Here is a 21223-nt window from a genome sequence, read left to right as displayed (position 1 = left end):
GAGGTCTCGGGTGATGGTAATGAGTTTGGATCTGAAAAGTCAAATCGAAAAAGCGAGACATAACCTGCACATGCTGGTGGAACATAACAAAGGTGGGCTAGGGCATCCGGATGTCATTCGGCAGTCCATGGCATTGGACGAGCTGATCAACGAATATCATCGAAAACATGGAAGCAAGGCTGGGGTCAGGCCGATTTAATTTCTCATGCTAATCTTCTTTTTCATATAGCTTTATCCCAATGCGGACATGCAAATGGCCGGGAGCAGCAGGCAGCGATAGCGCTGTGCACTTCCGGTCAGGACATGTCCGCATTGTTTGTGGATGTGGCGGTCAATGCTGCAGAAGGCGTTTCGCTTCAAGGTACAGCACTTGAACGAATTTTTTGGTGTTGATCCTTGTTTGGGACAAGGATGGCTCGACGTTGTTTTGCAGCTCCAGCATTTTTTTGCGGATTTCGGTAAAATCAAAAAACTTTGATGCGTAGTTTTCGAACTTGGGATGGGTATAGTCTGTAAGCCCGAGCGAAACAACATGGCTGAGCGTTTGGAAAATGGCGCGGCGAACGCGTTGTTCGGCAGCCTTGATCTCCTTGTTGATCTCAGCGGGAGACGCGTCTGCTCCCAGTTTGCGCAAGGCAACGTTATGGAAAACATCCTTAAGGGAAGGGAACATGTACGGGGATAGCTTATGCTCTTCCGTTTCGGTTTCCTCCAGAAACTCCAGCATGTCGAGCAGGTCTTTGCTGCCCGCTTCCCCCACCATGCCCATTTCCGATAACAGATGATGTCCCGCGGTCGTAATGTTTTTTTCGGCGGCCTGTCCGCTTTGGCGCTCAGACCCTTGAATCCCTGTCAATCCTTGAAGCGTGCGCTGGATTTCCTGAATCGACTGCTGCATTCTCAACCGCTCGTTGACAAGGCGGAGTACCGATACGATCTCCAGGCGGTTGAGCGGTTTAGTAATATAGTATTCAATGCCAAGCGAGTAAGCTTCCCCGATCATGCTTTTGGATTCGATTTGCGAAATCATGACGATTTTCCCGCCGAAACGGTTTCCAAGCGCGCGGATCGTCTGAATACCATCACGCTGCGGCATAAGCAGATCGATCAGCAGGATGTCCACTTTGTTCAGCTCAAGCAGCTCCGCGTGTACGTGCATCCCGTCTTCGGATTCGCCGGCAATTTCACCCAGTCCTTCATCCTCTATAATATCACCGAGCATGGAACGGATTCCTTGATCGTCATCCACGATAAAATACCTCAACCTTCTTCCTCCTTTCTTGATCACAAGCGACCTATTTGCGAACGGCTTGCACAAAATCCGATGTCTCCCCATCCTATCTTTGCCCACAGTATGCCCTGTTTTGGCGGTGTGTCTCAGAAACATGCATACATTTCTGATGAGTGGCGGTCATTGCGCCTATCATCCTCATCGTGTCAAGTAAAGTCACAACAAATGGCCGAATATCACTTTATAACAAAAATTTTGCCCATCACACGTAGATAAATGTCGATTTCGGTAGATGTTCCCGTACTATAAGTAACATCGTTACTTTAAGCATATGCGAAATGATGCAAACGGCAGTGCAGGATGTGTATATGAAAGCCCGAGAGCCGGGCAGATCGCCGATTCGAATGAATTATAGAAGATAAGGGGCAGTGCTGATGGAGCAAACAATACAAGATATCGTCATGTTTTTCAACGATTTTCTATGGTCCAAGTTATTGATTATTTTGTTGGTCGTGTGCGGGGTCTATTTTACCACGAGAACGAGATTCATGCAGTTTCGCATGATTGGAGACATGGTGAAGGTGCTTACCGAGCCGAAGAGCAAGAAGCCGGGCACCATATCGCCGTTTCAGGCGTTTTGCATCAGCATGGCTGCGCGCGTGGGCACGGGCAATATTACGGGCATTGCGTTGGCCATCGCTTTGGGTGGTCCGGGGGCGGTGTTCTGGATGTGGATCATCGCCATCATCGGTGCGGCTTCCAGTTTTGTGGAGAGCACGCTGGCCCAGATCTATAAAGTCCGGGACAACGGCGGTTTCCGGGGAGGACCGGCTTATTACATGGAACGGGGGTTGGGAAAACGCTGGATGGGTGCGCTGTTTGCCGTCCTGATCATTCTCTCGTTCGGTTTGGTGTTTAATGCGGTGCAGTCCAACACGATCACCGTTGCCTTTCAAAATTCGTTTGGCACGGATCGTCTGACGGTGGGCATCATCATGGCGGTAATATTCGCCGCGATCATCTGGGGCGGGGTCAAACGCATCGCCAAAGCTTCCGAATACATCGTCATCGTGCTTGCCGTGCTCTACATCGGCGTGGCTGCCTTCGTGGTGCTGTCGAACGTCACGGAACTGCCTGCAATGATTGCGTTGATCGTCAAAAATGCCTTCGGGTTCGAGCAAGTGGCGGGGGGGACGCTCGGTGCTGCCCTCATGAATGGCGTCAAACGCGGTTTGTTCTCGAATGAAGCGGGGATGGGGAGCGCGCCGAACGCTGCGGCAACGGCCGATACTTCGCACCCCGTCAAGCAGGGGCTCATTCAGGCGTTTGGCGTATTGACCGACACGCTCATCATTTGCACAAGCACGGCCATGATCATCTTGATGTCCGGATTGTACGAAGGATCGAATTTGGGCGGAATTGAGCTTACCCAGGCGGCATTAAGCGTGCATATCGGATCATGGGCTTCCGGCTTTTTGGCTGTTATGGTGTTTCTGTTTGCTTTCAGTACGCTTATCGGCAATTATTATTACGGGGAGACAAACATCGAATTCCTGAAGTCCAATAAAGGATGGCTCTGGTTATACCGCGTTTGCGTCATTGCGATGGTCGTGTTTGGTGCCGTTGCCAAGGTGCAGCTGGTATGGGATTTGGCCGACTTGTTCATGGGGCTGATGGTTGTGGTGAATTTGATCGCAATCCTGATGCTGTCTAAAGTAACGTTTGAAGCGTTGAAGGATTACAAGAGGCAAAAGGCAGAAGGGCGGGACCCGGTCTTCACCCGCGACCGCATCCGCATTCCGGGCGAGGTTGAATGTTGGGAGCCGGAATCGCCATCTGCGGACAACAGCGATCGGAAGATGGTACTGCGCTCGTAGTGGCCTAGCGTGGTTGATTCATGCGTTTTCTATAAATTGAAATAAAGTAAACAAGACTTCCAGGAGATCCTACTTACGTAGTTTTCCTGGAAGTCCTGTTTGCATAACGGATTACTTGGCTTCAACCGTGTAGCTGATGAGTTGGTCTGCGAGCAGTTTCATGCGCTCCCCGGTTGCGTTCAACTTTTCGATCACATCCGTGAAAGACTGTACAAGCGTTGCTTGTTCTTGGGAAGAAGCCGCGATCTGCGATACCTCAACCTCCATTTGTTTGATGACATGCTGCACGTCTTTCAGGCTGGCATCGATATCCGTCGTGGCTTGTTTGGCATCGATCGAGAGCTTGCGGACTTCGGACGCCACAACGCCGAATCCTGCACCTGCTTCACCCACGCGGGCGGCTTCGATGGCGGCGTTCAAGCCAAGCAGGTTGGTCTGCTCCGAAATCTCTCGAATAAAGCCGGCGACTTTGTTGATCTGACTCGAATTTTGCACGGCCAGGCGTGTGTTCTCGAGAATTTGCTCGCTGGTCGCTTGCAATTCTTCGGCATGAGCGGCAACGTGCTGCACCATGTCCACCAGATGGCTGTTAATCGCTTGGTTTTCTTGGATAATGGCTTCAAGATGATTTTGATTGGACTGATCGTAGGATGCGGAGAACACGGCAACGACCTTATTTTCGTCGTCAAAAATCGGGATGCTGAGCACGTCCATTTCGAATCCGTACACTTCTGCCGGCACTTTGGTAAGCGAGGCTTCCCGACCATTCACCAAAGCGGAGAAGTTTTTGAAGTTATCGAGGAGCGGCTCGCCCGGCTTGAAACCAAGGCTGAACTTCTCGTTGGTGATCACGTCGACTACCTTTTCATGATCATATAATGAAAGGCCGACGGGTTCTCTAAGAATTCGGCTGATGTAAGGCAGGGATTTCGTAAGAGCTTCTATAATATTCATGGCTGATGTTCCTTTCCTGGCTGGAGTGATGTCTACAAAAGGTGAACAAACTGTATATATCATCGGATAAGAGTGCGCTATCATTAACTGTATTTTAGATAAATTTGTGAATGTTTAACGTAATATTTTCAGTGAAACATCCATTTATATCGTGGTGCTGGATATAAGTTCTAATAGTAACTATTTTTATATCAAGATATTCCTATGTACATATATCAAAAACAGGACATGTGTCCATGACTGGCCTTCAAAAGATGACGCAGGAGGTTATTCGGTATGAAAGAAATATTGGACTTTCAACAGGTTCGTCGGCTTGCGAGAGAGCATGGTCTGGATCAGGTGTTGAATGAAGCTGCCCTTGGCGAGTTAAGGCTGTTGGAAGCTTCCAAGGGAGAAATCATTTGTTCCAAAGGCGAACGGCCCGATCGTCTGTATTTTCTCGTCGAAGGCAAGCTTAAGATTTATACGACGTCGCCTAACGGGAAATCGTTGCTGCTTCGTTTCTCCACTCCGCCTGCTTTGGTGGGCGATCTGGAGCTCGTTAATGGCAAGGAGGCCAAAAACACGGTGCAAACGGTGAGCAAAAGCTTGCTGCTTGGTATAAGCTACCATTTCCTGCAAAGCACGTATGCCAGCAATCCAAAATTTCTCCATTTCATGCTTGGCCATATAACCCACAAGCTTTATACGTTCTCCAATTTTTCGAGCCTGAACTTGTTATATCCGGTAGAAAGCCGCTTTGCCAGTTACATGTTATCCACGATGGAGCAAGGGGGACAAGTCAATGAGGAGATCCAGACCTCCCGTTTGACGGAGCTTGCCGATCTGTTGGGTACGAGCTACAGACATTTAAACCGCGTCATTTCGGATCTGTGCGAGCGGGACATCATCCGCAAAGAACAGAAAAAGATCGTGGTTCGGGATGTTGAGCAGCTGCGGGAAATCGCCGGGGGGAACATGTACGAATAATGGACCGAAACGGATAAACGGGAGCAACGTGAGCGATGCCCATGCATAAAAGCACCCCCGATCGTTGCTGAGGGTGCTCTTTGCAGGTTGCGTTGACTTGCTAGCTGGCATGCGGCGTGAGGCGTGCACTGCCGAGAAAGTGAAGGACGTTGTTTACTTCGCGTCTTGTTCCTCGAACAGCTTCGCTATTTCAATAATAACCTTCGTTGCTTTAACCATATTGTCGACCGAGATGTATTCGAATTTGCCGTGATAGTTCTCGCCCCCGGTAAAGATGTTCGGCGTAGGCATGCCCATATAGGAGAGCTGCGATCCGTCCGTTCCGCCACGAATCGGACGAATGACGGGTTCGATGTCCAGCCGCGTCATCGCTTCATGGGCAATATCCACGATATGCTTCACAGGCTCGATCTTTTCCCGCATATTGAAATACTGGTCCTTGAGTTCGAGCGTAACGATCTTTTCGCCATATTTGGTTTTGAGTTCGGCCACAATCGTTTGCATCGTGGATTTGCGGGCTTCAAAGCTGTTGCGGTCAAAGTCCCGGATAATGTAACTCATTCGGGTCTGCTCCACGTCTCCTTCAATCGATAACAAATGATAGAAACCTTCGTAGCCTTCCGTAAACTCGGGAGCCTCTTTGATCGGCAGACGGCTGTTCAGCTCCATCGCGATTTTGGCCGAGTTCACCATCTTGCCTTTTGCCGTTCCGGGGTGCACGTTGGTGCCGCGAATCGTAATTTTGGCGGCTGCGGCGTTAAAGCTCTCGTACTCCAATTCTCCAAGCGGACCGCCGTCGACCGTATATGCGTACTTGGCCCCGAATGCTGCCACATCGAAGCGGTGCGGTCCCCGACCGATCTCCTCGTCCGGCGTGAAGGCAACGCGGATCTTCCCGTGTTTGATCTCCGGATGCTCGATCAGATAAGCCATGGCCGTCATGATTTCGGCGATGCCTGCTTTGTTATCCGCGCCGAGCAGCGTGGTGCCGTCCGTCGTCATCAATGTATGCCCCTTGTATTCATGCAGCTCAGGGAACTCGGCGACGGACAGAACAACGTCCAATTCTTCATTAAGGACGATGTCTTGTCCATCGTAATTTTCAAGGATTTGCGGTTTGACGTTTTTGCCCGTAAAGTCAGTTGCGGTGTCCAGGTGGGCCAGAAAGCCGATGACCGGGATGTCCTTATCCGTGTTGGAAGGCAGCGTTGCCATGACATAACCGTTCTCGTCCATGGTGACGTCTTGCAGACCGATGGCTTTGCATTCTTCGACCAGATGTTTGCCGAGCTCCAATTGGCCTGGCGTGGAAGGGCAGGTTTCGCTATTTTCGTCGGATTGGGTGTCCATTTGGGCATAGGTGGTCAGTCTTTGGATTAAAATATCTTTCATCCGTATCACTCCTTCAGAACGGTTTGCAAATATCATACCATGTTTTGGATGGGGTTCGCGCGGGCCGGGTTAAGTATAAAAAGAGTAGAGCGGTAAAAAATGTCCGTACTTGTAATTATGCTGATCAGGTTCATAATAAGATATTGAATGACGAATGGGTTGTTTTCCGATCGTGTTTCAGGACATTGAAATAAATAACGATTTACTTAGGAGATGATGAGAAAATGACAGAATCTTTGTTTTCGCCATATCGCTTCAAGGGGCTCGAGTTGAATAATCGCGTGGTCATGGCACCGATGTGCCAGTACTCCGTAACGGCGAAAGACGGCATTCCCAACGATTGGCACCACGTTCACTACGTGAGCCGGGCGGTTGGGAGAACCGGCCTGATCATCATTGAGATGACCGATGTGGAACCGGACGGGCGCATTACCGACAATGACCTGGGCATTTGGTCCGATGAGCATATTCCCGCTTTTGCCAAGCTTGTGAATGGAATGCATGCATATGGCTCCAAAGTGGCGATCCAGATCGCGCATGCAGGGCGAAAAGCAGAGGATGCCAAACAGCCGGTGGCTCCTTCCGTAGTGACGTTCCCTGGCGAAAACTTCAAGACTCCACGTGCGCTGAGCACGGAAGAGGTTCAGGTCATGGTGCAAAAATTCGCGGACGGCGTACGGCGAGCAGTTCAAGCGGGTGTGGACGCGATTGAGCTTCACGGGGCGCACGGATACCTGATCCACCAATTCCATTCCAAGCTGATGAATCATCGCGAGGACGAATACGGTAAAGATTTGTCGCGCTTCGGCTGCGAAATCATTCGTGCGGCTAAAAAGGTGATGCCGGATACCATGCCGCTTATTATGCGCATTTCCGCCGTGGAATACGCCGACGGAGGCTACGATATCGAACATACCCTCGACATTTCACGGGCATACAAGGAAGCGGGCGTCGACATGTTCCACATCAGTTCCGGCGGCGAGGGCCCGTCTGGAACGCGGAAGCCGGGCAATTATCCGGGGTACCAGGTTCCGTTTGCCCGCCGTTTCCGAGATGAGCTCGGCGTCCCGGTCATTGCCGTGGGTTTGCTGGATGACGCCTCCCTTGCTCAAGCCGTGATCGGCAACGGCGATGCCGACCTCGTGGCGGTAGGCAGAGGCATGCTGCGTGATCCGTATTGGGCCAACCATGCCGCACTGAAGTTGGGTGCGGACGTCAAGCAGGCAGCCATTGCGCAGCAATATACGCGTGGATACTGATTGAGGCCGGGCCGATGCATGGAGATGCCATGCACCGGCTTATTTGCATATTTGCACGATCCCCGGATATAGTGGTAGGAGCAACGTTTGAAACAAAGTGTACAGAGAACAATAACCTTGCCAAGGAGGCGAAGATATGGAATCATCAAGTGCATTGCCGGCAATCCGGCAACAACTCACGCTGCAGGCCCCTGCGGAGAAGGTATGGAATATCGTGTCCACGTCCGAAGGCATGGCTTCCTGGTTCATGCCCAGCAACTTGGAGCCTGTGGTGGGCCACAAGTTCATTTTGGAAGCAGGACCATTTGGTCAATCCCCTTGTGAGGTCACCGAAGTGCAGCCGCTGCATAAGCTCTCTTTTCGTTGGGGGAAAGATTGGACGCTGACCTTCGAGCTTGAAGCGCATGGGGAGAGCACGGACTTCACGTTGATTCACGACGGCTGGGATGCGGACAAGCTGACCGAGTTTGGGCAGGCTCACGCCATCGTACGAGAGAAAATGTCTCAGGGCTGGACTGGAATTGTACAGAAGCTCGGTCGGGTCGTGGAAGGCCACGCCTGATTCCGAATAGAACGATAGCATGTCAAAAGCCGCAGCGATGCTCCGACGGAATGCCGGGAGAATCCTGTGGTTTTTGTATTTTATAAGAACCTTAGACTTCGCGGCAGGGAGCTAACGAGGTTTATGAACGGATTATGGGCTTACGCCTTCTGCAGCGTTATCGAGTAAGGGGATGTAAATGTCCATGGACTGCGCATCGCCGGAATGCCTTGATTCCAACGAGTAAGCTGTCATGTTCGGCTCCAACCCGCGTTGTCTCAGCTTTTCTGCCAACCATAAGAAGGTTTGATCGGTTTCAGCCCGGTCGGAGCCGCCCTGGTGGGTGTAAACGGCATATTCGCACGCAGGAAGGGTCAAGCCGACCATACCCTGCGGTATTTCGTGAAGGTGCGACACCTCCACCCCGGCCACGTAACGATATATCTTTGAACGGCTCAGCGTAACGCCCGTACTGCTCCCTGCTTGCTTTTGACGAACGATTTCACGCCGCCTGCGCTCCAGTTCCGACCATAACCTGGGGATCATGACCTTGGCCATATACACGGCTGTGAAGGGGGCTTGGAACTCGATGCCGACAATGTGGATCTCGGGACGTAATACGCGCCGGAATGGATCGGCGGCCGGCTGTATGGAATCGGTCATGATTCCTTTTCGTGCAGCAGAGGGCAGCAAGGAATACCCTCCGGCCCTGCCGGCCTCTGCATACAAAGGTACCCCCATGCCGCTGAGCTCGTGCAAATACCGCAGCATGGTCCGATAGGATACGCCGAACTCGGAGGCCATGTCTTCCACGGTAAAGGTTCGTTTCTCATATACCCGCATCATCAGTTCGATCAAGCGCTGGGTTTTGGTCATGATACCGGTCGCTCCTTAAGAAGAAATGTTTTTTATTGTGACAGAATTTGTCATTATATTAGTATAAAATAGAGTCAGGCTAGCGACAACAAAGACAGCATGCGTGAACAACGAACAAACGCTGAAAGGGTGAGGAGAACGATGAATCAGGTCAACGAAGCGATGCTTCTGCATAAGGATGCCGCGGTAGTCATCGGATTGAAGTGGGAGGGAACATTTGCGGAGGCGGGTGCCGGTGGCATTCGAGCCGTGCAGATGGAATTCAAACGGCGATTGCCGGAAATTGAAGGTGTTCTCCATCCAAAGGAACTGCTAGGTCTGTCCTATCATATGACGGAAACTCATTTTTCGCATCTTGTCGCTGTCGAGGTTGAAGCGGAACAAGAGGCTTCGGTTCCCGAAGGCATGCTGCGCATGGATGTACCTGCACAGACCTATGCCACATGCAGTCATGTCAAAGGACAGAGCATCGAGGCATCCTACAACCATATTTATGCCTGGATCGAGCAACAAGGCTTCAAAGCGTTGAACGAGCCGTTTACCCATTATGAGGTGTACCCGATGGATCAGGACCCGTACGATCCTGAACCTGAGTTTTCCATATTCATCCCCGTCAGCCAATAATTTTTTTGGCATACAGGTTGATTCCGCTTTATTCCTCCAGACCGCGTCGTTGCGGTCTTTTTTGCATTTGGTGAAATTTTATGATGGCAAAAAAAGTTGAAAATTCAGGAATTTTTAAGAAGTTGGACTACCCTTATTAAGCTATATGCTTTTTAATAGAGATTGAGATTATCGCAATACGTTATTGACGAAATAATTAAGGAGAAACGCAAAACATGACAGAAACGATCAAAAGAGAACGAATACCGGAGTTGAATCTGGTCCGCGCCATGGCCATTATCGGCGTTCTGTGCGTGCACTCGACTTCATATGCCACTGTTGACATGACGGAATCGGGATACTACTGGTTGTACAATTTCATTAACATTTTCATGAAGTATGGTACGCCTTCTTTTATTTTTCTGAGCAGCTTTGTGCTGTTCTATAACTATTATTCCCGTCCGCTCGACAAGAAGTTGATCGGCAACTTCTACAAGAAACGGTTCGTGTATATCTTGCTGCCTTATTTCCTGTTCTCCCTGTTCTACTTCGTGATTCTTCACGTTACGCATTATCAGGGGCGTCCGTTCGGGGAATCGGCCATCAGCTTCATCAGCAAGTTGTTTACGGGCAAAGCTTACACGCACTTGTACTTCGTGTTTATCAACATGCAGTTTTACCTGCTCTTTCCGTTGGTATTATGGCTGCTCAAGAAATATCCCGCCGTCGTTAAATGGTCCGTGCCGATCGGGCTGCTTATTCAATGGGCCTTCATCGTAAGCAACAAATACGGATTCCAGGTACCGAACAAAGGAAGCTGGGCATTCTCTTACTTCTCCTACTTCATGCTAGGAGCATTCATCGGGGTGTATTTTCCGAAGATCAAGCAGTGGTTTATCGTTAGCCGCGAAAATGCGACCACAGGCCGCGTAGCTTCATGGATTGCCTTGTGGATTGTATGGATCGGGGCAGGTCTCGGCCATGTATACATCTACTATCTGCTTCGCATGAAAATAGCTACGTACAATACGCTGTATTATGAGCTGTTGTGGAATGTGCACACCTTTGCCTGCGCGCTGGTGCTCATCCAGATTTCTTACCTGCTGTACCGCAAGGGTCCGAAATTCCTCGTGAAGCCGCTGAGCTCGCTTGGGGCTTTGTCGTTCGGCATCTACCTGATTCATCCATTCTTCCTGCTGGTCTATCGCGAGTTTCCGCCGCAAACGGGAACATCTTGGCTGGTGCATCTGTGGTATGCGGGAGGTTTCGGCATCGCACTCGTTGCCTCGTGGATCGTGGTTGCCCTGACAGCGAGGTTCATCCCGTTCGCTTGGGTCATTTTCGGAAATCTGCCGAAGCCCAAACCGCGTTTGGTACCTCAAAGCAATCCGGGACAGGTGGACGTTCGTTAACGTCTATCCTGCATGGAATAATAAACCGTATCCTTGTCGACCTTAGGGTTAGGGATACGGTTTTTTTGTTTACGCTTTGTACAGCCTTTTTCGAAAAAAAATGAGAACAGGTGTTTCGTTCTGGTGTATAATGGGTAAGAAGGGTGTGGACATGAAACCAATTTTGGAAATAAGGTGATTCGAATGAAGACATGCGAACAATGCGGAAAAGCAGTCGAAGATATACTTGAGTATGTGGAACATATATTGCGCGAATGCGGACGAGCGCAGGGAAACGGAACGGAGAACGGTCCGGAAATCGCACAGGAGTGCTGGTATAAGGATTGCCGGAATTAGACCGTTCGGCAGGGCTTAACGATGCAATCTTAATCCGATCCGTCTTCGAAAAGCAGTCTGACTCCCTGAATGCCTCCGTTAGAGGTTTTCTTATCGGATGTGATACAATGGAAAGAAACCGGATTCATACGGAATCGAGGTGACATCATGGAGATGGGCACAGCCCCTTTCCGGAACAGCATGACAGAACATGAGGCCAGACAGACCAAAACATGTACATATTGCGGACATACCTACCCGTTGTCCGCTTTTCGGCGCAGAACCGGAAAAAGGGCTGGTGCCGGCTCCAGACGCGGGGCCTGCCGCAATTGTCGCCAACTTGGCGCGAATAAGGGTGAGCCGATGGCCGGGCTGGCAAGCGGACCGGCATGGTCAGGGCAGAGAAGTGTGGATGCCGCAGCGCTTCAGGCTCGAGACGAAGGGCGAGCTTCATCTGAGACCAAGGATTTATCGGACGCGTCCGCCATCGGCAAACCGCGAAAAAAACGTGCCAAAACCGCAGCTTTCGACAGTGCAACAGCTGCATCTCCGAAGCCTGCACGATCCCCGGTTATCACGGAAGGTCCCGCAACCGAACCCGGTTCCGGGACGGCAAGCATACCTGCAGCTGCTGTTGCTGCTGATTCCGCAACCGTCAAACGAAAGCGGAGAAGGCGCAAACGCAAAAGCAAACGTCCGGAACTGCAGGCGATAGCCGAACAGTCTGCAGGTGATGAGGCAGGCACACGCCCGTTGGTTCGGGTGGAGAGCGGGCGTCAAGAAGCATTCCCCGCACGAAAGGAATCGGCAGATGCGAGTGACGGCAAACGTCCGGCAGCTGCCCATGCCAATCGCAACCGAAGTGCCGTCGCGGATGGTCGCCCGCGTCGCCATGCTGCGGCGAAACCTTCGGTATTGGACCCGGAAGACCCTTCGTTTTTGCGTACGAACAGGCAGGGCTTGGTACGCATGCGCGGCAAGACGGACAAGGGGCGGCGCTGGCATCAGGAAGTGGAGATGGAGCTTGCAGTGACGCTGGTGAAGGAGAAGGCCGCCGTCGTCGTCAATCGATATACGATTCGCCGATTGTTCAGCAACAAGGACTTCAAACGATATATTCTGAATCGTGACAGATATACCTGTTATTTCTGTGGTTCCTATGGAGACACGATCGATCACCTTCTCCCTCGGGCCAAGGGCGGTCATACCACGCCGATGAACTGCGTGTGCGCCTGCAATCTGTGCAACCAGTCCAAGGCGGCGATGGATGCGGACGAGTTCATGCGCTCCGGCATACCCGAATGGAATGCAGCCCATCAGGAAGAGATGAACGCGATACAGGATGAGATGAACACGATAGAGGAAGAAATGAATGTGATCATGGAATGAGAAAAGGGCCATTAGGCTCTTTTTTTGTCTAAACAGCAAGTACATAAAAAAACGGTTCGCTAATGCCAGGCGTAAACACGCCAAGAACTAAAATTTCATCAAATTAACATCCATTCGGGACTGGCTTCTACGTTATACTTGGGTGAGCGCATTTATGAGAATCAACGCCTTCGAATAAAGGTTTGAATACTGACGGATGGAGGGAGAGCATGACTCTGACGACCTTGGACATCATGTCGTACATCACGGAAGAGAACATCCGGTTCTGGATGGAGAAGTTTCGCTCGCTCGGACCATTGCCGGGCATTTTGCTGACATTTATGAAGTCGTTCGTGCCGCCGTTGCCGACCTTGCTGATCGTGGGGATAAACGGAGCCGTGTACGGATTGTGGGCCGGATTCCTGTATTCATGGATCGGAATCGTGCTGGGCTGCACGGTGACGTTCCTGCTGGTCAGGGAAGTCGGCAAATCCAGGTTCGTGGAACGCTGGTCCAACAAACCGCGAGTACAGCGAAGCATGGTATGGATCCGGCGCAATGCCATGGGATATGTGTTTTTGCTAAGCATCTTCCCGGTGGGCCCGTTTGTCATCATTAATGTGGCTGCAGGCATCGCAAGAATGAGACTGGCCTCTTTTTTGGTGGCAGTCGGGCTGGGGAAAGCGATCATGATCTTCTGCGTGACATATATCGGTTCAAACGTGGAACAGTTCCTTGAGCATCCCGTGCGCTGGCTGGGCGTACTGCTGTTCATTGCGATTTCGCTGTGGGCCAGCCGCAAGCTGGAACGCCACTTTACCCGTTCTTCCGAACGCGAGGATATGAGCAAGCTGGATCCGCCGGCAGGCGAGTCGATTTCCTCCTGAGGGGATATCCCCTAAACAAAGGAGGTCGCGCGCCATGCCGGCTGCTTGCGGCCCCTATCCCCGCAATTTGCCCCAATGCTCTACCAGCGGGCCCCCACTGCCGTACACGGGGTCGGTAAGAGGCAAGGGCACTTCCCGAATTTCATGCAGCACCGCTGGTCGTTCAGATCGTTCGCCAGTCTTAAGATTGTAGTTCATTCCTTCCGGATAAGCCCCGATGATGCGAAAGTCAGGGCTTTTTTCCATGCGTTTGTGACCTGTCCCGGCAGGCAGCACGATGACATCCCCTGCTTCAACCCAAACGGGCTGCCCATGCTCTCCGCCGAGCAAGAGCTTTGCTGATCCTTGGATGACCGCAAGCGCTTCGTGCGTATTGCTATGGTAGTGGTGAAAATCAAATACGCCGTTGGTCCAGCTATTTCCCCAACCGTTCCTGTTCAGGAGATGTTCGGCTTCAACCGGTTGGGCTGCCCAAACATGCCGGTACAGCAGAACAGGCAAAATGGGGTTGTTTGGAATGATCCCGTCATCCTTGAAATACAGGGTATCCACGCCAGCCTCTTTTGAATTCATCTATGCATCACCTCACTAAGTATTACCCATTCCCGACGCTGCGGACAAAGAACTCTGAAAACGCATGAAAAAACGATACGAATTGTATCGTTTTGAGGTATAATCATTGCATGTACGATTCAAGCATACAATGATGGCCTAGGAGGGATGAACTGGTGAACATTGTCATTACAGGTGCTTCCGGATTTGTTGGATTCAATCTCGCCCGTTATTTGGCGGAGCGGGGACATGGCCTTACTTTGATCGATCTCGATGATTATTGCCAGCGATTCTCCATGGGATCGAACAGCTCAACGATGCATCTTATCGCTCATAATCTGATAAGCGGCGGTTTGAAATGGCCTGAAAACACAGATTGCATCATTCATCTTGCGGCAATGCCTCATGTCGATTACTCGTACCACCGGCCCGTTGAAGTGTTTCAAAACAATACGGCAAGCACTCAGTCCGTTCTGCAGCACGCAGCCGATCATCGCATTCCGGTTATCCTTGCTTCTTCCGTTGAAGTGTATGGCGGGCAGCATGGGAAGGTGTACCGCGAATCGGATGAGTATGCGCCGGTATCCCCTTATTCCGCCTCCAAGGTAGCCTGCGAAATGCTGGCTCAATCCTATGCCCAATGTTACGGGCTTTCCGTAAAAGTCTTTCGACTCACCAACCTCTACGGGCCGTGGCAATTGCCTGACCGGGTCGTGCCCCGCAACATGGCCAGAATGATCGCCGGCCTTCCTTTGGATATACAGGGTTCTGCCGTCCGGGATTTCTTGTATATAGAGGATGCGCTGCGTGCCATCGAATTGATTCTCCATCATGGGCGGGAGCGCCATGTCTACAATATTTCTTCGGGCGTGGGCACAACCATGCAAGAGATCGGACGGGAACTTCAAAATTTGAAACCGTCAGGACGGGTAAATCTGTCTGAAGAAGAGCCGACCAATTCCCGAGGGTCAAGCCTGGTTATCGATTCCGGCAAGCTGCGCGCCGAACTGGGCTGGGAGCCGCAAACGATGCTTGAAGAAGGTCTTGAGCGGACGTTCGTTTGGTATGAAACACATAAGGATTGGGTGCGACAGTTCGCAAAGCAGTATGGTTGCTCCAGAGAGAACCGCGATTTTCTTGTGGATATGGCGAGATACGGAGTTGTTGCCGTCTGACAAAAGCAAAAAAGCCAGGGAAGGGTCGATGGATCCGAACGCCTTCCTTGGCTTTTTAACGTGTCCGCACCGTACTTACGGACGAAAAACATGTAGTAACGGACCGGGATGCCCTCATCCTGTTGTTGGATGAATCGCAACGATTAGATATCGCCCTCTTGGCGAACGGTTAGTGATGTTTTTTTACATCGGCAATTTTGTCTTGGACCGCCCCTTTGGCTTTGTCCATCTTGCCTTCTGCCTGAAGGGATTTGTCATTCGTTGCATTGCCGACCTGGTCCTTGATCTCGCCCTTGGCTTTGTTCACGCCTGCCTTGATCTTGTCGCTAGCCGAATTGCTCATGTCGATCATCTCCTTCATCGGAAGTGTAGTCCTTTATTAACCGGGATGCGCATGTTTTAAACGCCGAGCGTGGAAACCTTTCTTCACTTCGTACGTCTTTTTGTTGAAAAAGTTGTCAGAAATCGATCCCTTCCGGAGTCAATCAAGTATAGGCACTGAATGGCGGTGCTTCTTCAACTTCAAGGGAGGATGGTATGATATGAATGCATATATCGGAAATGGAGCGTACTGCTACGCCAACTCGGCAGCCATGATGCTGGCGGCCAAGGGAGAGACCATTGAGCCGGGACTGCTCGAAGTGGCCAGTGGTTTCTCGCTGGGAGCGCATCTGATACCCAGTGGATTGCTCTTTTTTGACAATTGCTCCGAAACTCCGGATTCGGGCATCACGAGGGCGATGGAACTGCTGGGCTTCCGCGTGCAGCATCGGGTACAGGAGGAGGGCACTGCACTACCTCTGTATGAGCTAAGAGAGGCGCTGGATCAAGGCCCGGTTATGCTTGGGCCTCTGGATATGGGCAAACTGGTGTATAACCCGAACCATAACAATCTTGGCGGGTGCGACCATTATGTGCTGGCGCTGGAGATACGAGAGCATGAAGTCTGGCTCCATGACCCCGCAGGCTTTCCTTATGTCTGCCTGACACTGGAACAGCTGAACGAGGCATGGAAGGGAGGCGTATTTCCTTGGAGTCCGGGTGCCTATCGTTTTTGGTCAGGCCCTGAGCGGGTTGAGCAACTTGACGTCAAGGAACTGCATCAGCGCGTGCTGAGCTGGTTCAGGGAAACGATGCAAAATCAGTATCAGACCAAAGCCGCGGAATCCGGGCGGACAGGAAAACAGGCAATACTGCATAAGGCAAACCAGATCCGTGATGGCGCGATTGATATGGACGAATGGAGTCATTACGTATATTTTGCCCTGCCTGTCGGTGCGCGGCGGGCCCATGATTACGGCTCCTTTTTCAAAAATAATCATGGTCAGCTATCGGGCTTGAAGTACAAGCAATCCCGACAGTTGGGCGAGTGTCAATCCCGCCTTGCTGCCCGTCACTGGCAAGCGGCGGCAGATGCGATGGAAGCACTGGCCGAGACGGAGGCTGCCATCGAAGAGGCTCTGCTTCAGCTGTAGCCTTGCTGTATCCAGTCTGAAACATGCATCTTGGGAAGGAGAGAATCGACGTGAACAAATCTACGCTGAAGCGATCCATGGATCATTTGGACAGGGAAGCGCATGCGCAGTGTACAGAATTATCCGTGCTTGAGGATATTGTTCTCATCAAGCAGGCGAAATCTGGCGATTCGGCTGCATTCGAAGAGCTGGTGCGACGTTACCGGGTCCGGCTATTCGGCTATGCGCGTTCCCTGGTGAGGGATGCATATCTCGCTGAGGATATTTTGCAGGAGTCGTTGATTCGGGCTTTTGTCTATCTGGAGCAGCTTCAGGATGCGGAACGGTTCTCGGCCTGGGTACAGCGCATCGTGCGAAATCAGGCGTACTCCCGGATGCGGCGGCAGGATCGGCAGAAGGAGTACAGTTTGTCGGCATTAACGGAGGCCTTCCTGCCCAATGAGGGCGCTCCCCCGCACTGTTGGAACAGGAACGGGAGGGGGGACGGGGCGAATTGCGATTCGTTTGTCATCACCAGCGGCGATGCCGACCCGGAGCAAAGGCTTGCAGAGCGCGAGCAGCTCAGACGGTTTCACGAACTGCTTCATGGACTGAGCGGCAAGGAACGCGGCGTCATGCATGCTTATCTTATGGAGGAGCGTTCACCGCAAGAGATTGCTGCCGCGTTGGACCTCACTCTCGCCAACACGTATCAGCTGTTGTCCCGGGGGCGCAAAAAGCTGGCTCAGCGCCATATCCGTCTTTCGTTAAACGATGTACTGGCCGAACGGGCGCCTTATGGCAGCAAACAGGTCATTTTGCGTGAGCCTGGGTTCTTTCGCAGCCCGCAATCCTGGAGCTCAGCCGCTGAAACGCTGCATGAAATGCTGCTGTACACCGGCTCAGCCTTGTCCTTGCCCACGGTGATGGGGATGAGCGGACTGGCGTTTCGATTGACACTTTTCCCGCAGGATATCCATATCGCCGGTCCAACCGCATATAATTTCAAAGAAGTGCTATCGCGAGCCTTACGCTTCATGGGGTTTCCTTCACATTCCGTCGAGGGGGTGGGAACCGGAGCGGGACTCAATGCCAACCTGCTTGATCCGGCGCTGCGCGAAGGCAAAGCGAAGGAAAAAAGGCCCCTGGACCAGCGGTTGGCCAGTGCCGTTTCCTTGATCCACTACTCGATTGACCGTGGTGTTCCAGCCGTTGTCTGGGATTTGAATATTCCGGAGTTCGGGCTCATCTACGGATATGACAGTTCAAATCATACTTTATATGGCGCGGATTACATTCGTGCTGGCATTTATCCGGTCGACCATTTGGGGCGTGGATTGAACCAGGAAATTTTCGTGCTGGCGGCCGATGCCGCGGGCTCGAATGGAATTTTGGACGTAGGCGGGGCCCTGGAAGCTGCATTGGCTCACTACCGCGGAGAGGACCCTTATGCTTTGCAGGATACGGTTAGCGGTCTGGAGGCTTATGAAGCCTGGCGGAACGCTTTTCGCTGCGGGCGGATCGAACCCAATGGCAATGCCTATAATCTGGCCGTTCTGCAGGATGCGCGGTATTATGCGGCTGAATATCTCAAAACGCTATCCGAAAAGTGGGCGAGTGAACCAGAATATGCCGACTTCAGTGCCCTCTGCCTGGATGCAGAGGGAATCTACCGCACGATGACCGACAGGCTGGATGGGCTTGCAAGCCTGTTTCCTTTTCCTGAAGGCGGACGCCCGAATGACGAAATGAACGCGAATCAGGCGATGAGGCTGCTTGACCAGGTTGAGGCGCTTGAAAGGTCCGCCATCGCTGTATTGGAGAACATGCTGGCGGAATGGCGGGCGAAACAGCTGACGCAGGGACCTCGAAAGCTGCTTGGGGGAAAATGAGAGGCAGGAACCTTGATTATTCATGTCATTGGCATAAGGAATGCGCGCCGTGCATTCCTTATTTCTGCCTGGTGAGACGTTGTTGGAAACTTCGAAGAATAAGCGGGCAAGGCGCGCTGCATAATAACCACAGTGACGCATTTCGTTGCATGAAAAACCATGATTTTGGAAGAAGGGCTTCTTATCAGCCTCAAAAAAATCGTGACCGGTGTGATGCTTCGTACATATGGTCATATAGGAGCTTGTCCTAATACCATATATGGTAGGGTGAAAGGCAGCATATGGAAGTAAATGGACCGCCCGGCGAGCCGCAATACTTGACAAAAAAATCGGATTTGTTACAATGTTCACAATATCTTCACAAGTGTAAAAAATTTCTTTTTCATGTTCATGTGCAAGAGGTGTAATATAAGGATATAGAGTTCGATTTCGGCCTGCTTGTCGTTTTGTGTGTCAACACTTGTTGTCCGCAATAGACCTATGTATTTTGCGTCCATCCACGTTTGGAGAGAAAGGATGCAAAATGCTGACCTAAATACAATGCATAATGTGAGAGTGGCCAAAGGGCTGCGCTCTTTCTATTGTGTGAAATTTGGTACATTGGTATTGTATCGTTTGTATTCCTGGTTCGGCTCTGATTGACAGGCATCATGAAAGTCGCGGACTTCTATCCCAAAGTAAAGGAGGACTTTCTCTTATGTCACAATCGCCTACTCAACAAGAGGTGCCGGTAACAGAAGGCGCCGACCAGCAACAGTCCCTGGACGTGCTGGATCAACTGATGAAGCCTGAGGTACAGGAGTCCCTTACCGTACTGGTAGAGAACCTGCCTAAACTGGCTGAAATGGTTACGGTAATGACCAAAGCTTACGATTTCGCACAAAGCATCGCCACGGACAAAGTTCTGATCAGCGATACGATGAGCGCAATGGGCGAATTTGCCAAACCTGTAGTGAACACTGCAAAAGGTGTAGCTTCCGCTGCCATCGAAGCAGGAGATCGTGCACAAGTCGACCAATCGACGGTCGGTCTGTTCGGTATGCTTAAAATGCTGAAAGATCCAAACGTACAAAAATCGCTTCGTTTCGCTCAAGCTTTCCTGAGTGTTCTGAACGAGCGTCAACAACAGCGTTAAGATTAGAAAGAACGGAGGATGGATATGTCGAAGCAAATCTTGATCTTGGGCGGCGGCTACGGCGGTTTGTTGACTGCGCTGACTGCGCGCAAATACTTGACCCCGGAAGAAGCGACTATTACGGTCGTTAACCGTTTCCCTACGCACCAAATCATTACGGAGCTGCACCGTCTTGCGGCCGGAAGCATCGCCGAAAAGGCGGTTGCCCTTCCATTGGAGAAATTGCTGCGCGGCAAAGACGTGAACCTGAAAATCGATACGGTGGACAGCATCAAACCTGACGAGAAAAAAGTGCTGATGGCTAGCGGTTCCACATACTCTTACGATGCACTCGTCGTTGCCCTGGGCAGCGAAACGGCATTCTTCGGAATTCCTGGATTGCAAGAGCACAGCTTCACGCTCAAATCCGTTGACGACGCAAACCGCATCCGTGCACACGTTGAAGCGCGTCTGGATGCTTACAAACAATCCGGCAACAAAGCAGACGCTACGTTTGTTATCGGTGGCGGCGGCTTGACGGGTATCGAGCTTGTCGGCGAATTCGCTGACCTTCTGCCAGGCGTATGCCAAGAGAAAGGTATCGATTTCAAAGATATCTCCCTCTACACGGTCGAAGCAGGTCCTTCCATTCTGGCCGGTTTCCCGCCAGAGCTGGTTGAGCGTGCAAAAACAAGCTTGGAAAAACGCGGCGTAAACTTCATTATCGGTGTTGCGATCACCGAAATGAAAGAAAACGAAGTAATGCTGAAAGACGGCAGCTCCATTCCTACGAATACGCTTGTATGGACAGGCGGAGTCCAAGGTAATGCAGTTGTTGCCAACAGCGGAATCGAAGTGGATCGCGGCCGTGCGAAAGTTACGGAAGTTCTGCAATCCACATCCCACAAAGACGTGTTTGTTGCCGGCGACAGCGCAGTGGTCTTCCCTAGCGAAGGTGCTCGTCCTTACCCTCCAACAGCACAACTGGCTTGGCAAATGGGTGAAACCATCGGTCACAACCTGGGCGTAATGTTCAAAGGTGGCGCAATGGAAAGCTTCACGCCGGTATTCTCCGGAACACTGGGAAGCTTGGGTCGCAAAGACGCTGTCGGCATGATCGGCGGCAACCAGACTCGCCTGAAAGGCCTGCCTGCAACAATGATGAAAGAAGCAAGTAACATCCGTTACTTGTCCCATATTCACGGTTTGTTCGCACTGGCGTACTAATAACCGTAGCAATGCAACAGGGCGCTCTCCTCGGGAGCGCCTTTTTGATTATGGCTTTAGCCAGTTGAGTGCGTGAAACGCGCGAAACAAAAAACCACCTGCTATGCGGGTGGAGGGATTGAAGG

20 protein-coding genes are annotated in these 21223 nt (G+C 51.5%); 14 read left to right on the top strand and 6 right to left on the bottom strand.

Annotated elements, in window-relative coordinates:
- Positions 1 to 13: 13 nt before the first annotated feature.
- Entirely contained in the window at positions 14 to 199 is a 186-nt protein-coding gene (locus RSX24_RS17040; RefSeq protein WP_236413382.1) for an aspartyl-phosphate phosphatase Spo0E family protein, read from the top strand.
- A gap of 132 nt (positions 200 to 331) precedes the next feature.
- On the opposite strand, the gene RSX24_RS17035 is transcribed toward RSX24_RS17040, so the two are convergent.
- Positions 332 to 1264 carry a response regulator gene (locus RSX24_RS17035; RefSeq protein ID WP_236413381.1) on the bottom strand — a complete coding sequence of 311 codons (933 nt, stop codon included), beginning with the start codon at positions 1262 to 1264 and terminating at the stop codon, positions 332 to 334.
- 401 nt (positions 1265 to 1665) lie between these two features.
- Between RSX24_RS17035 and RSX24_RS17030 the strand changes: the two genes are divergently transcribed.
- Positions 1666 to 3108, top strand: a complete 1443-nt coding sequence (locus RSX24_RS17030; RefSeq protein ID WP_236413380.1) for an alanine/glycine:cation symporter family protein — start codon at positions 1666 to 1668, stop codon at positions 3106 to 3108.
- A 111-nt stretch (positions 3109 to 3219) separates the two neighbouring features.
- Here RSX24_RS17030 and RSX24_RS17025 read toward each other — a convergent pair whose 3' ends face one another.
- Entirely contained in the window at positions 3220 to 4062 is an 843-nt protein-coding gene (locus RSX24_RS17025; RefSeq protein ID WP_339275202.1) for a methyl-accepting chemotaxis protein, read from the bottom strand.
- Positions 4063 to 4338: 276 nt separating this feature from the next.
- Between RSX24_RS17025 and RSX24_RS17020 the strand changes: the two genes are divergently transcribed.
- Positions 4339 to 5031, top strand: a complete 693-nt coding sequence (locus tag RSX24_RS17020) for a Crp/Fnr family transcriptional regulator (RefSeq protein ID WP_236413378.1) — start codon at positions 4339 to 4341, stop codon at positions 5029 to 5031.
- Between the two features lie 153 nt (positions 5032 to 5184).
- Here RSX24_RS17020 and pepT read toward each other — a convergent pair whose 3' ends face one another.
- On the bottom strand, positions 5185 to 6423 hold the full coding sequence (gene pepT / locus RSX24_RS17015) for a peptidase T (RefSeq protein ID WP_236413377.1): 1239 nt from the start codon (positions 6421 to 6423) through the stop codon (positions 5185 to 5187).
- Positions 6424 to 6647: 224 nt separating this feature from the next.
- Between pepT and RSX24_RS17010 the strand changes: the two genes are divergently transcribed.
- A complete protein-coding gene (locus tag RSX24_RS17010) occupies positions 6648 to 7682 on the top strand; it encodes an NADH:flavin oxidoreductase/NADH oxidase (protein ID WP_343261265.1) in 1035 nt (344 codons plus the stop codon).
- Positions 7683 to 7818: 136 nt separating this feature from the next.
- Entirely contained in the window at positions 7819 to 8244 is a 426-nt protein-coding gene (locus RSX24_RS17005; protein WP_236413373.1) for an SRPBCC family protein, read from the top strand.
- Between the two features lie 132 nt (positions 8245 to 8376).
- On the opposite strand, the gene RSX24_RS17000 is transcribed toward RSX24_RS17005, so the two are convergent.
- Positions 8377 to 9099 (bottom strand): GyrI-like domain-containing protein, encoded by a 723-nt coding sequence (locus tag RSX24_RS17000; protein WP_438286851.1) that lies wholly within the window; start codon positions 9097 to 9099, stop codon positions 8377 to 8379.
- Positions 9100 to 9240: 141 nt separating this feature from the next.
- Here RSX24_RS17000 and RSX24_RS16990 point away from each other — a divergent pair, with 141 nt between their 5' ends.
- The 4 genes from RSX24_RS16990 (at position 9241) to RSX24_RS16975 (ending at position 13684) form a co-directional block, all read left to right on the top strand.
- Positions 9241 to 9723 carry a GyrI-like domain-containing protein gene (locus RSX24_RS16990; protein ID WP_236413372.1) on the top strand — a complete coding sequence of 161 codons (483 nt, stop codon included), beginning with the start codon at positions 9241 to 9243 and terminating at the stop codon, positions 9721 to 9723.
- A gap of 215 nt (positions 9724 to 9938) precedes the next feature.
- On the top strand, positions 9939 to 11114 hold the full coding sequence (locus tag RSX24_RS16985) for an acyltransferase (RefSeq protein ID WP_236413371.1): 1176 nt from the start codon (positions 9939 to 9941) through the stop codon (positions 11112 to 11114).
- 489 nt (positions 11115 to 11603) lie between these two features.
- Positions 11604 to 12818, top strand: a complete 1215-nt coding sequence (locus tag RSX24_RS16980) for an HNH endonuclease (RefSeq protein WP_343261264.1) — start codon at positions 11604 to 11606, stop codon at positions 12816 to 12818.
- Between the two features lie 209 nt (positions 12819 to 13027).
- Positions 13028 to 13684, top strand: a complete 657-nt coding sequence (locus RSX24_RS16975) for a TVP38/TMEM64 family protein (protein WP_339275193.1) — start codon at positions 13028 to 13030, stop codon at positions 13682 to 13684.
- A gap of 54 nt (positions 13685 to 13738) precedes the next feature.
- On the opposite strand, the gene RSX24_RS16970 is transcribed toward RSX24_RS16975, so the two are convergent.
- Positions 13739 to 14257, bottom strand: coding sequence for a cupin domain-containing protein (locus RSX24_RS16970; protein ID WP_343261263.1), 519 nt, complete (start codon positions 14255 to 14257; stop codon positions 13739 to 13741).
- A gap of 155 nt (positions 14258 to 14412) precedes the next feature.
- Here RSX24_RS16970 and RSX24_RS16965 point away from each other — a divergent pair, with 155 nt between their 5' ends.
- A complete protein-coding gene (locus RSX24_RS16965) occupies positions 14413 to 15411 on the top strand; it encodes an NAD-dependent epimerase/dehydratase family protein (RefSeq protein ID WP_339275190.1) in 999 nt (332 codons plus the stop codon).
- A 169-nt stretch (positions 15412 to 15580) separates the two neighbouring features.
- Here the strand turns inward: RSX24_RS16965 and RSX24_RS16960 are convergent, their stop codons facing one another.
- Positions 15581 to 15754: a CsbD family protein gene (locus RSX24_RS16960; protein WP_339275189.1), complete on the bottom strand. Its 174-nt coding sequence runs from the start codon at positions 15752 to 15754 to the stop codon at positions 15581 to 15583.
- A gap of 199 nt (positions 15755 to 15953) precedes the next feature.
- Between RSX24_RS16960 and RSX24_RS16955 the strand changes: the two genes are divergently transcribed.
- The 4 genes from RSX24_RS16955 (at position 15954) to RSX24_RS16940 (ending at position 21098) form a co-directional block, all read left to right on the top strand.
- Positions 15954 to 16886: a YobF C-terminal domain-containing protein gene (locus RSX24_RS16955; RefSeq protein WP_343261262.1), complete on the top strand. Its 933-nt coding sequence runs from the start codon at positions 15954 to 15956 to the stop codon at positions 16884 to 16886.
- Positions 16887 to 16936: 50 nt separating this feature from the next.
- Entirely contained in the window at positions 16937 to 18757 is a 1821-nt protein-coding gene (locus RSX24_RS16950) for an RNA polymerase sigma factor (RefSeq protein WP_343261261.1), read from the top strand.
- 697 nt (positions 18758 to 19454) lie between these two features.
- Positions 19455 to 19892 carry a DUF1641 domain-containing protein gene (locus tag RSX24_RS16945; protein ID WP_236413362.1) on the top strand — a complete coding sequence of 146 codons (438 nt, stop codon included), beginning with the start codon at positions 19455 to 19457 and terminating at the stop codon, positions 19890 to 19892.
- Between the two features lie 24 nt (positions 19893 to 19916).
- A complete protein-coding gene (locus RSX24_RS16940; RefSeq protein ID WP_236413361.1) occupies positions 19917 to 21098 on the top strand; it encodes an NAD(P)/FAD-dependent oxidoreductase in 1182 nt (393 codons plus the stop codon).
- The last annotated feature ends 125 nt before the right edge of the window (positions 21099 to 21223 follow it).

Source organism: Paenibacillus hubeiensis (genome assembly GCF_032334105.1).
Lineage (GTDB): Bacteria > Bacillota > Bacilli > Paenibacillales > Paenibacillaceae > Paenibacillus > Paenibacillus hubeiensis.
Note: the sequence above shows the minus strand (reverse complement) of the source record. Positions and strands in the feature narration are given on the sequence as shown.

Bases quoted from the DNA above. Each gene is read 5' to 3' on its own strand.
- RSX24_RS17030 (WP_236413380.1), top strand. From the start codon at position 1,666: ATGGAGCAAACAATACAAGATATCGTCATGTTTTTCAACGATTTTCTA.
- RSX24_RS16945 (WP_236413362.1), top strand. From the start codon at position 19,455: ATGTCACAATCGCCTACTCAACAAGAGGTGCCGGTAACAGAAGGCGCC.
- RSX24_RS17005 (WP_236413373.1), top strand. From the start codon at position 7,819: ATGGAATCATCAAGTGCATTGCCGGCAATCCGGCAACAACTCACGCTG.
- RSX24_RS16985 (WP_236413371.1), top strand. From the start codon at position 9,939: ATGACAGAAACGATCAAAAGAGAACGAATACCGGAGTTGAATCTGGTC.
- RSX24_RS16955 (WP_343261262.1), top strand. From the start codon at position 15,954: ATGAATGCATATATCGGAAATGGAGCGTACTGCTACGCCAACTCGGCA.
- RSX24_RS17025 (WP_339275202.1), bottom strand. From the start codon at position 4,062: ATGAATATTATAGAAGCTCTTACGAAATCCCTGCCTTACATCAGCCGA.
- RSX24_RS16975 (WP_339275193.1), top strand. From the start codon at position 13,028: ATGACTCTGACGACCTTGGACATCATGTCGTACATCACGGAAGAGAAC.
- pepT (WP_236413377.1), bottom strand. From the start codon at position 6,423: ATGAAAGATATTTTAATCCAAAGACTGACCACCTATGCCCAAATGGAC.
- RSX24_RS16980 (WP_343261264.1), top strand. From the start codon at position 11,604: ATGGGCACAGCCCCTTTCCGGAACAGCATGACAGAACATGAGGCCAGA.
- RSX24_RS17020 (WP_236413378.1), top strand. From the start codon at position 4,339: ATGAAAGAAATATTGGACTTTCAACAGGTTCGTCGGCTTGCGAGAGAG.
- RSX24_RS16970 (WP_343261263.1), bottom strand. From the start codon at position 14,257: ATGAATTCAAAAGAGGCTGGCGTGGATACCCTGTATTTCAAGGATGAC.
- RSX24_RS16960 (WP_339275189.1), bottom strand. From the start codon at position 15,754: ATGAGCAATTCGGCTAGCGACAAGATCAAGGCAGGCGTGAACAAAGCC.
- RSX24_RS17000 (WP_438286851.1), bottom strand. From the start codon at position 9,099: ATGACCAAAACCCAGCGCTTGATCGAACTGATGATGCGGGTATATGAG.
- RSX24_RS17010 (WP_343261265.1), top strand. From the start codon at position 6,648: ATGACAGAATCTTTGTTTTCGCCATATCGCTTCAAGGGGCTCGAGTTG.
- RSX24_RS16990 (WP_236413372.1), top strand. From the start codon at position 9,241: ATGAATCAGGTCAACGAAGCGATGCTTCTGCATAAGGATGCCGCGGTA.
- RSX24_RS17040 (WP_236413382.1), top strand. From the start codon at position 14: ATGGTAATGAGTTTGGATCTGAAAAGTCAAATCGAAAAAGCGAGACAT.
- RSX24_RS16940 (WP_236413361.1), top strand. From the start codon at position 19,917: ATGTCGAAGCAAATCTTGATCTTGGGCGGCGGCTACGGCGGTTTGTTG.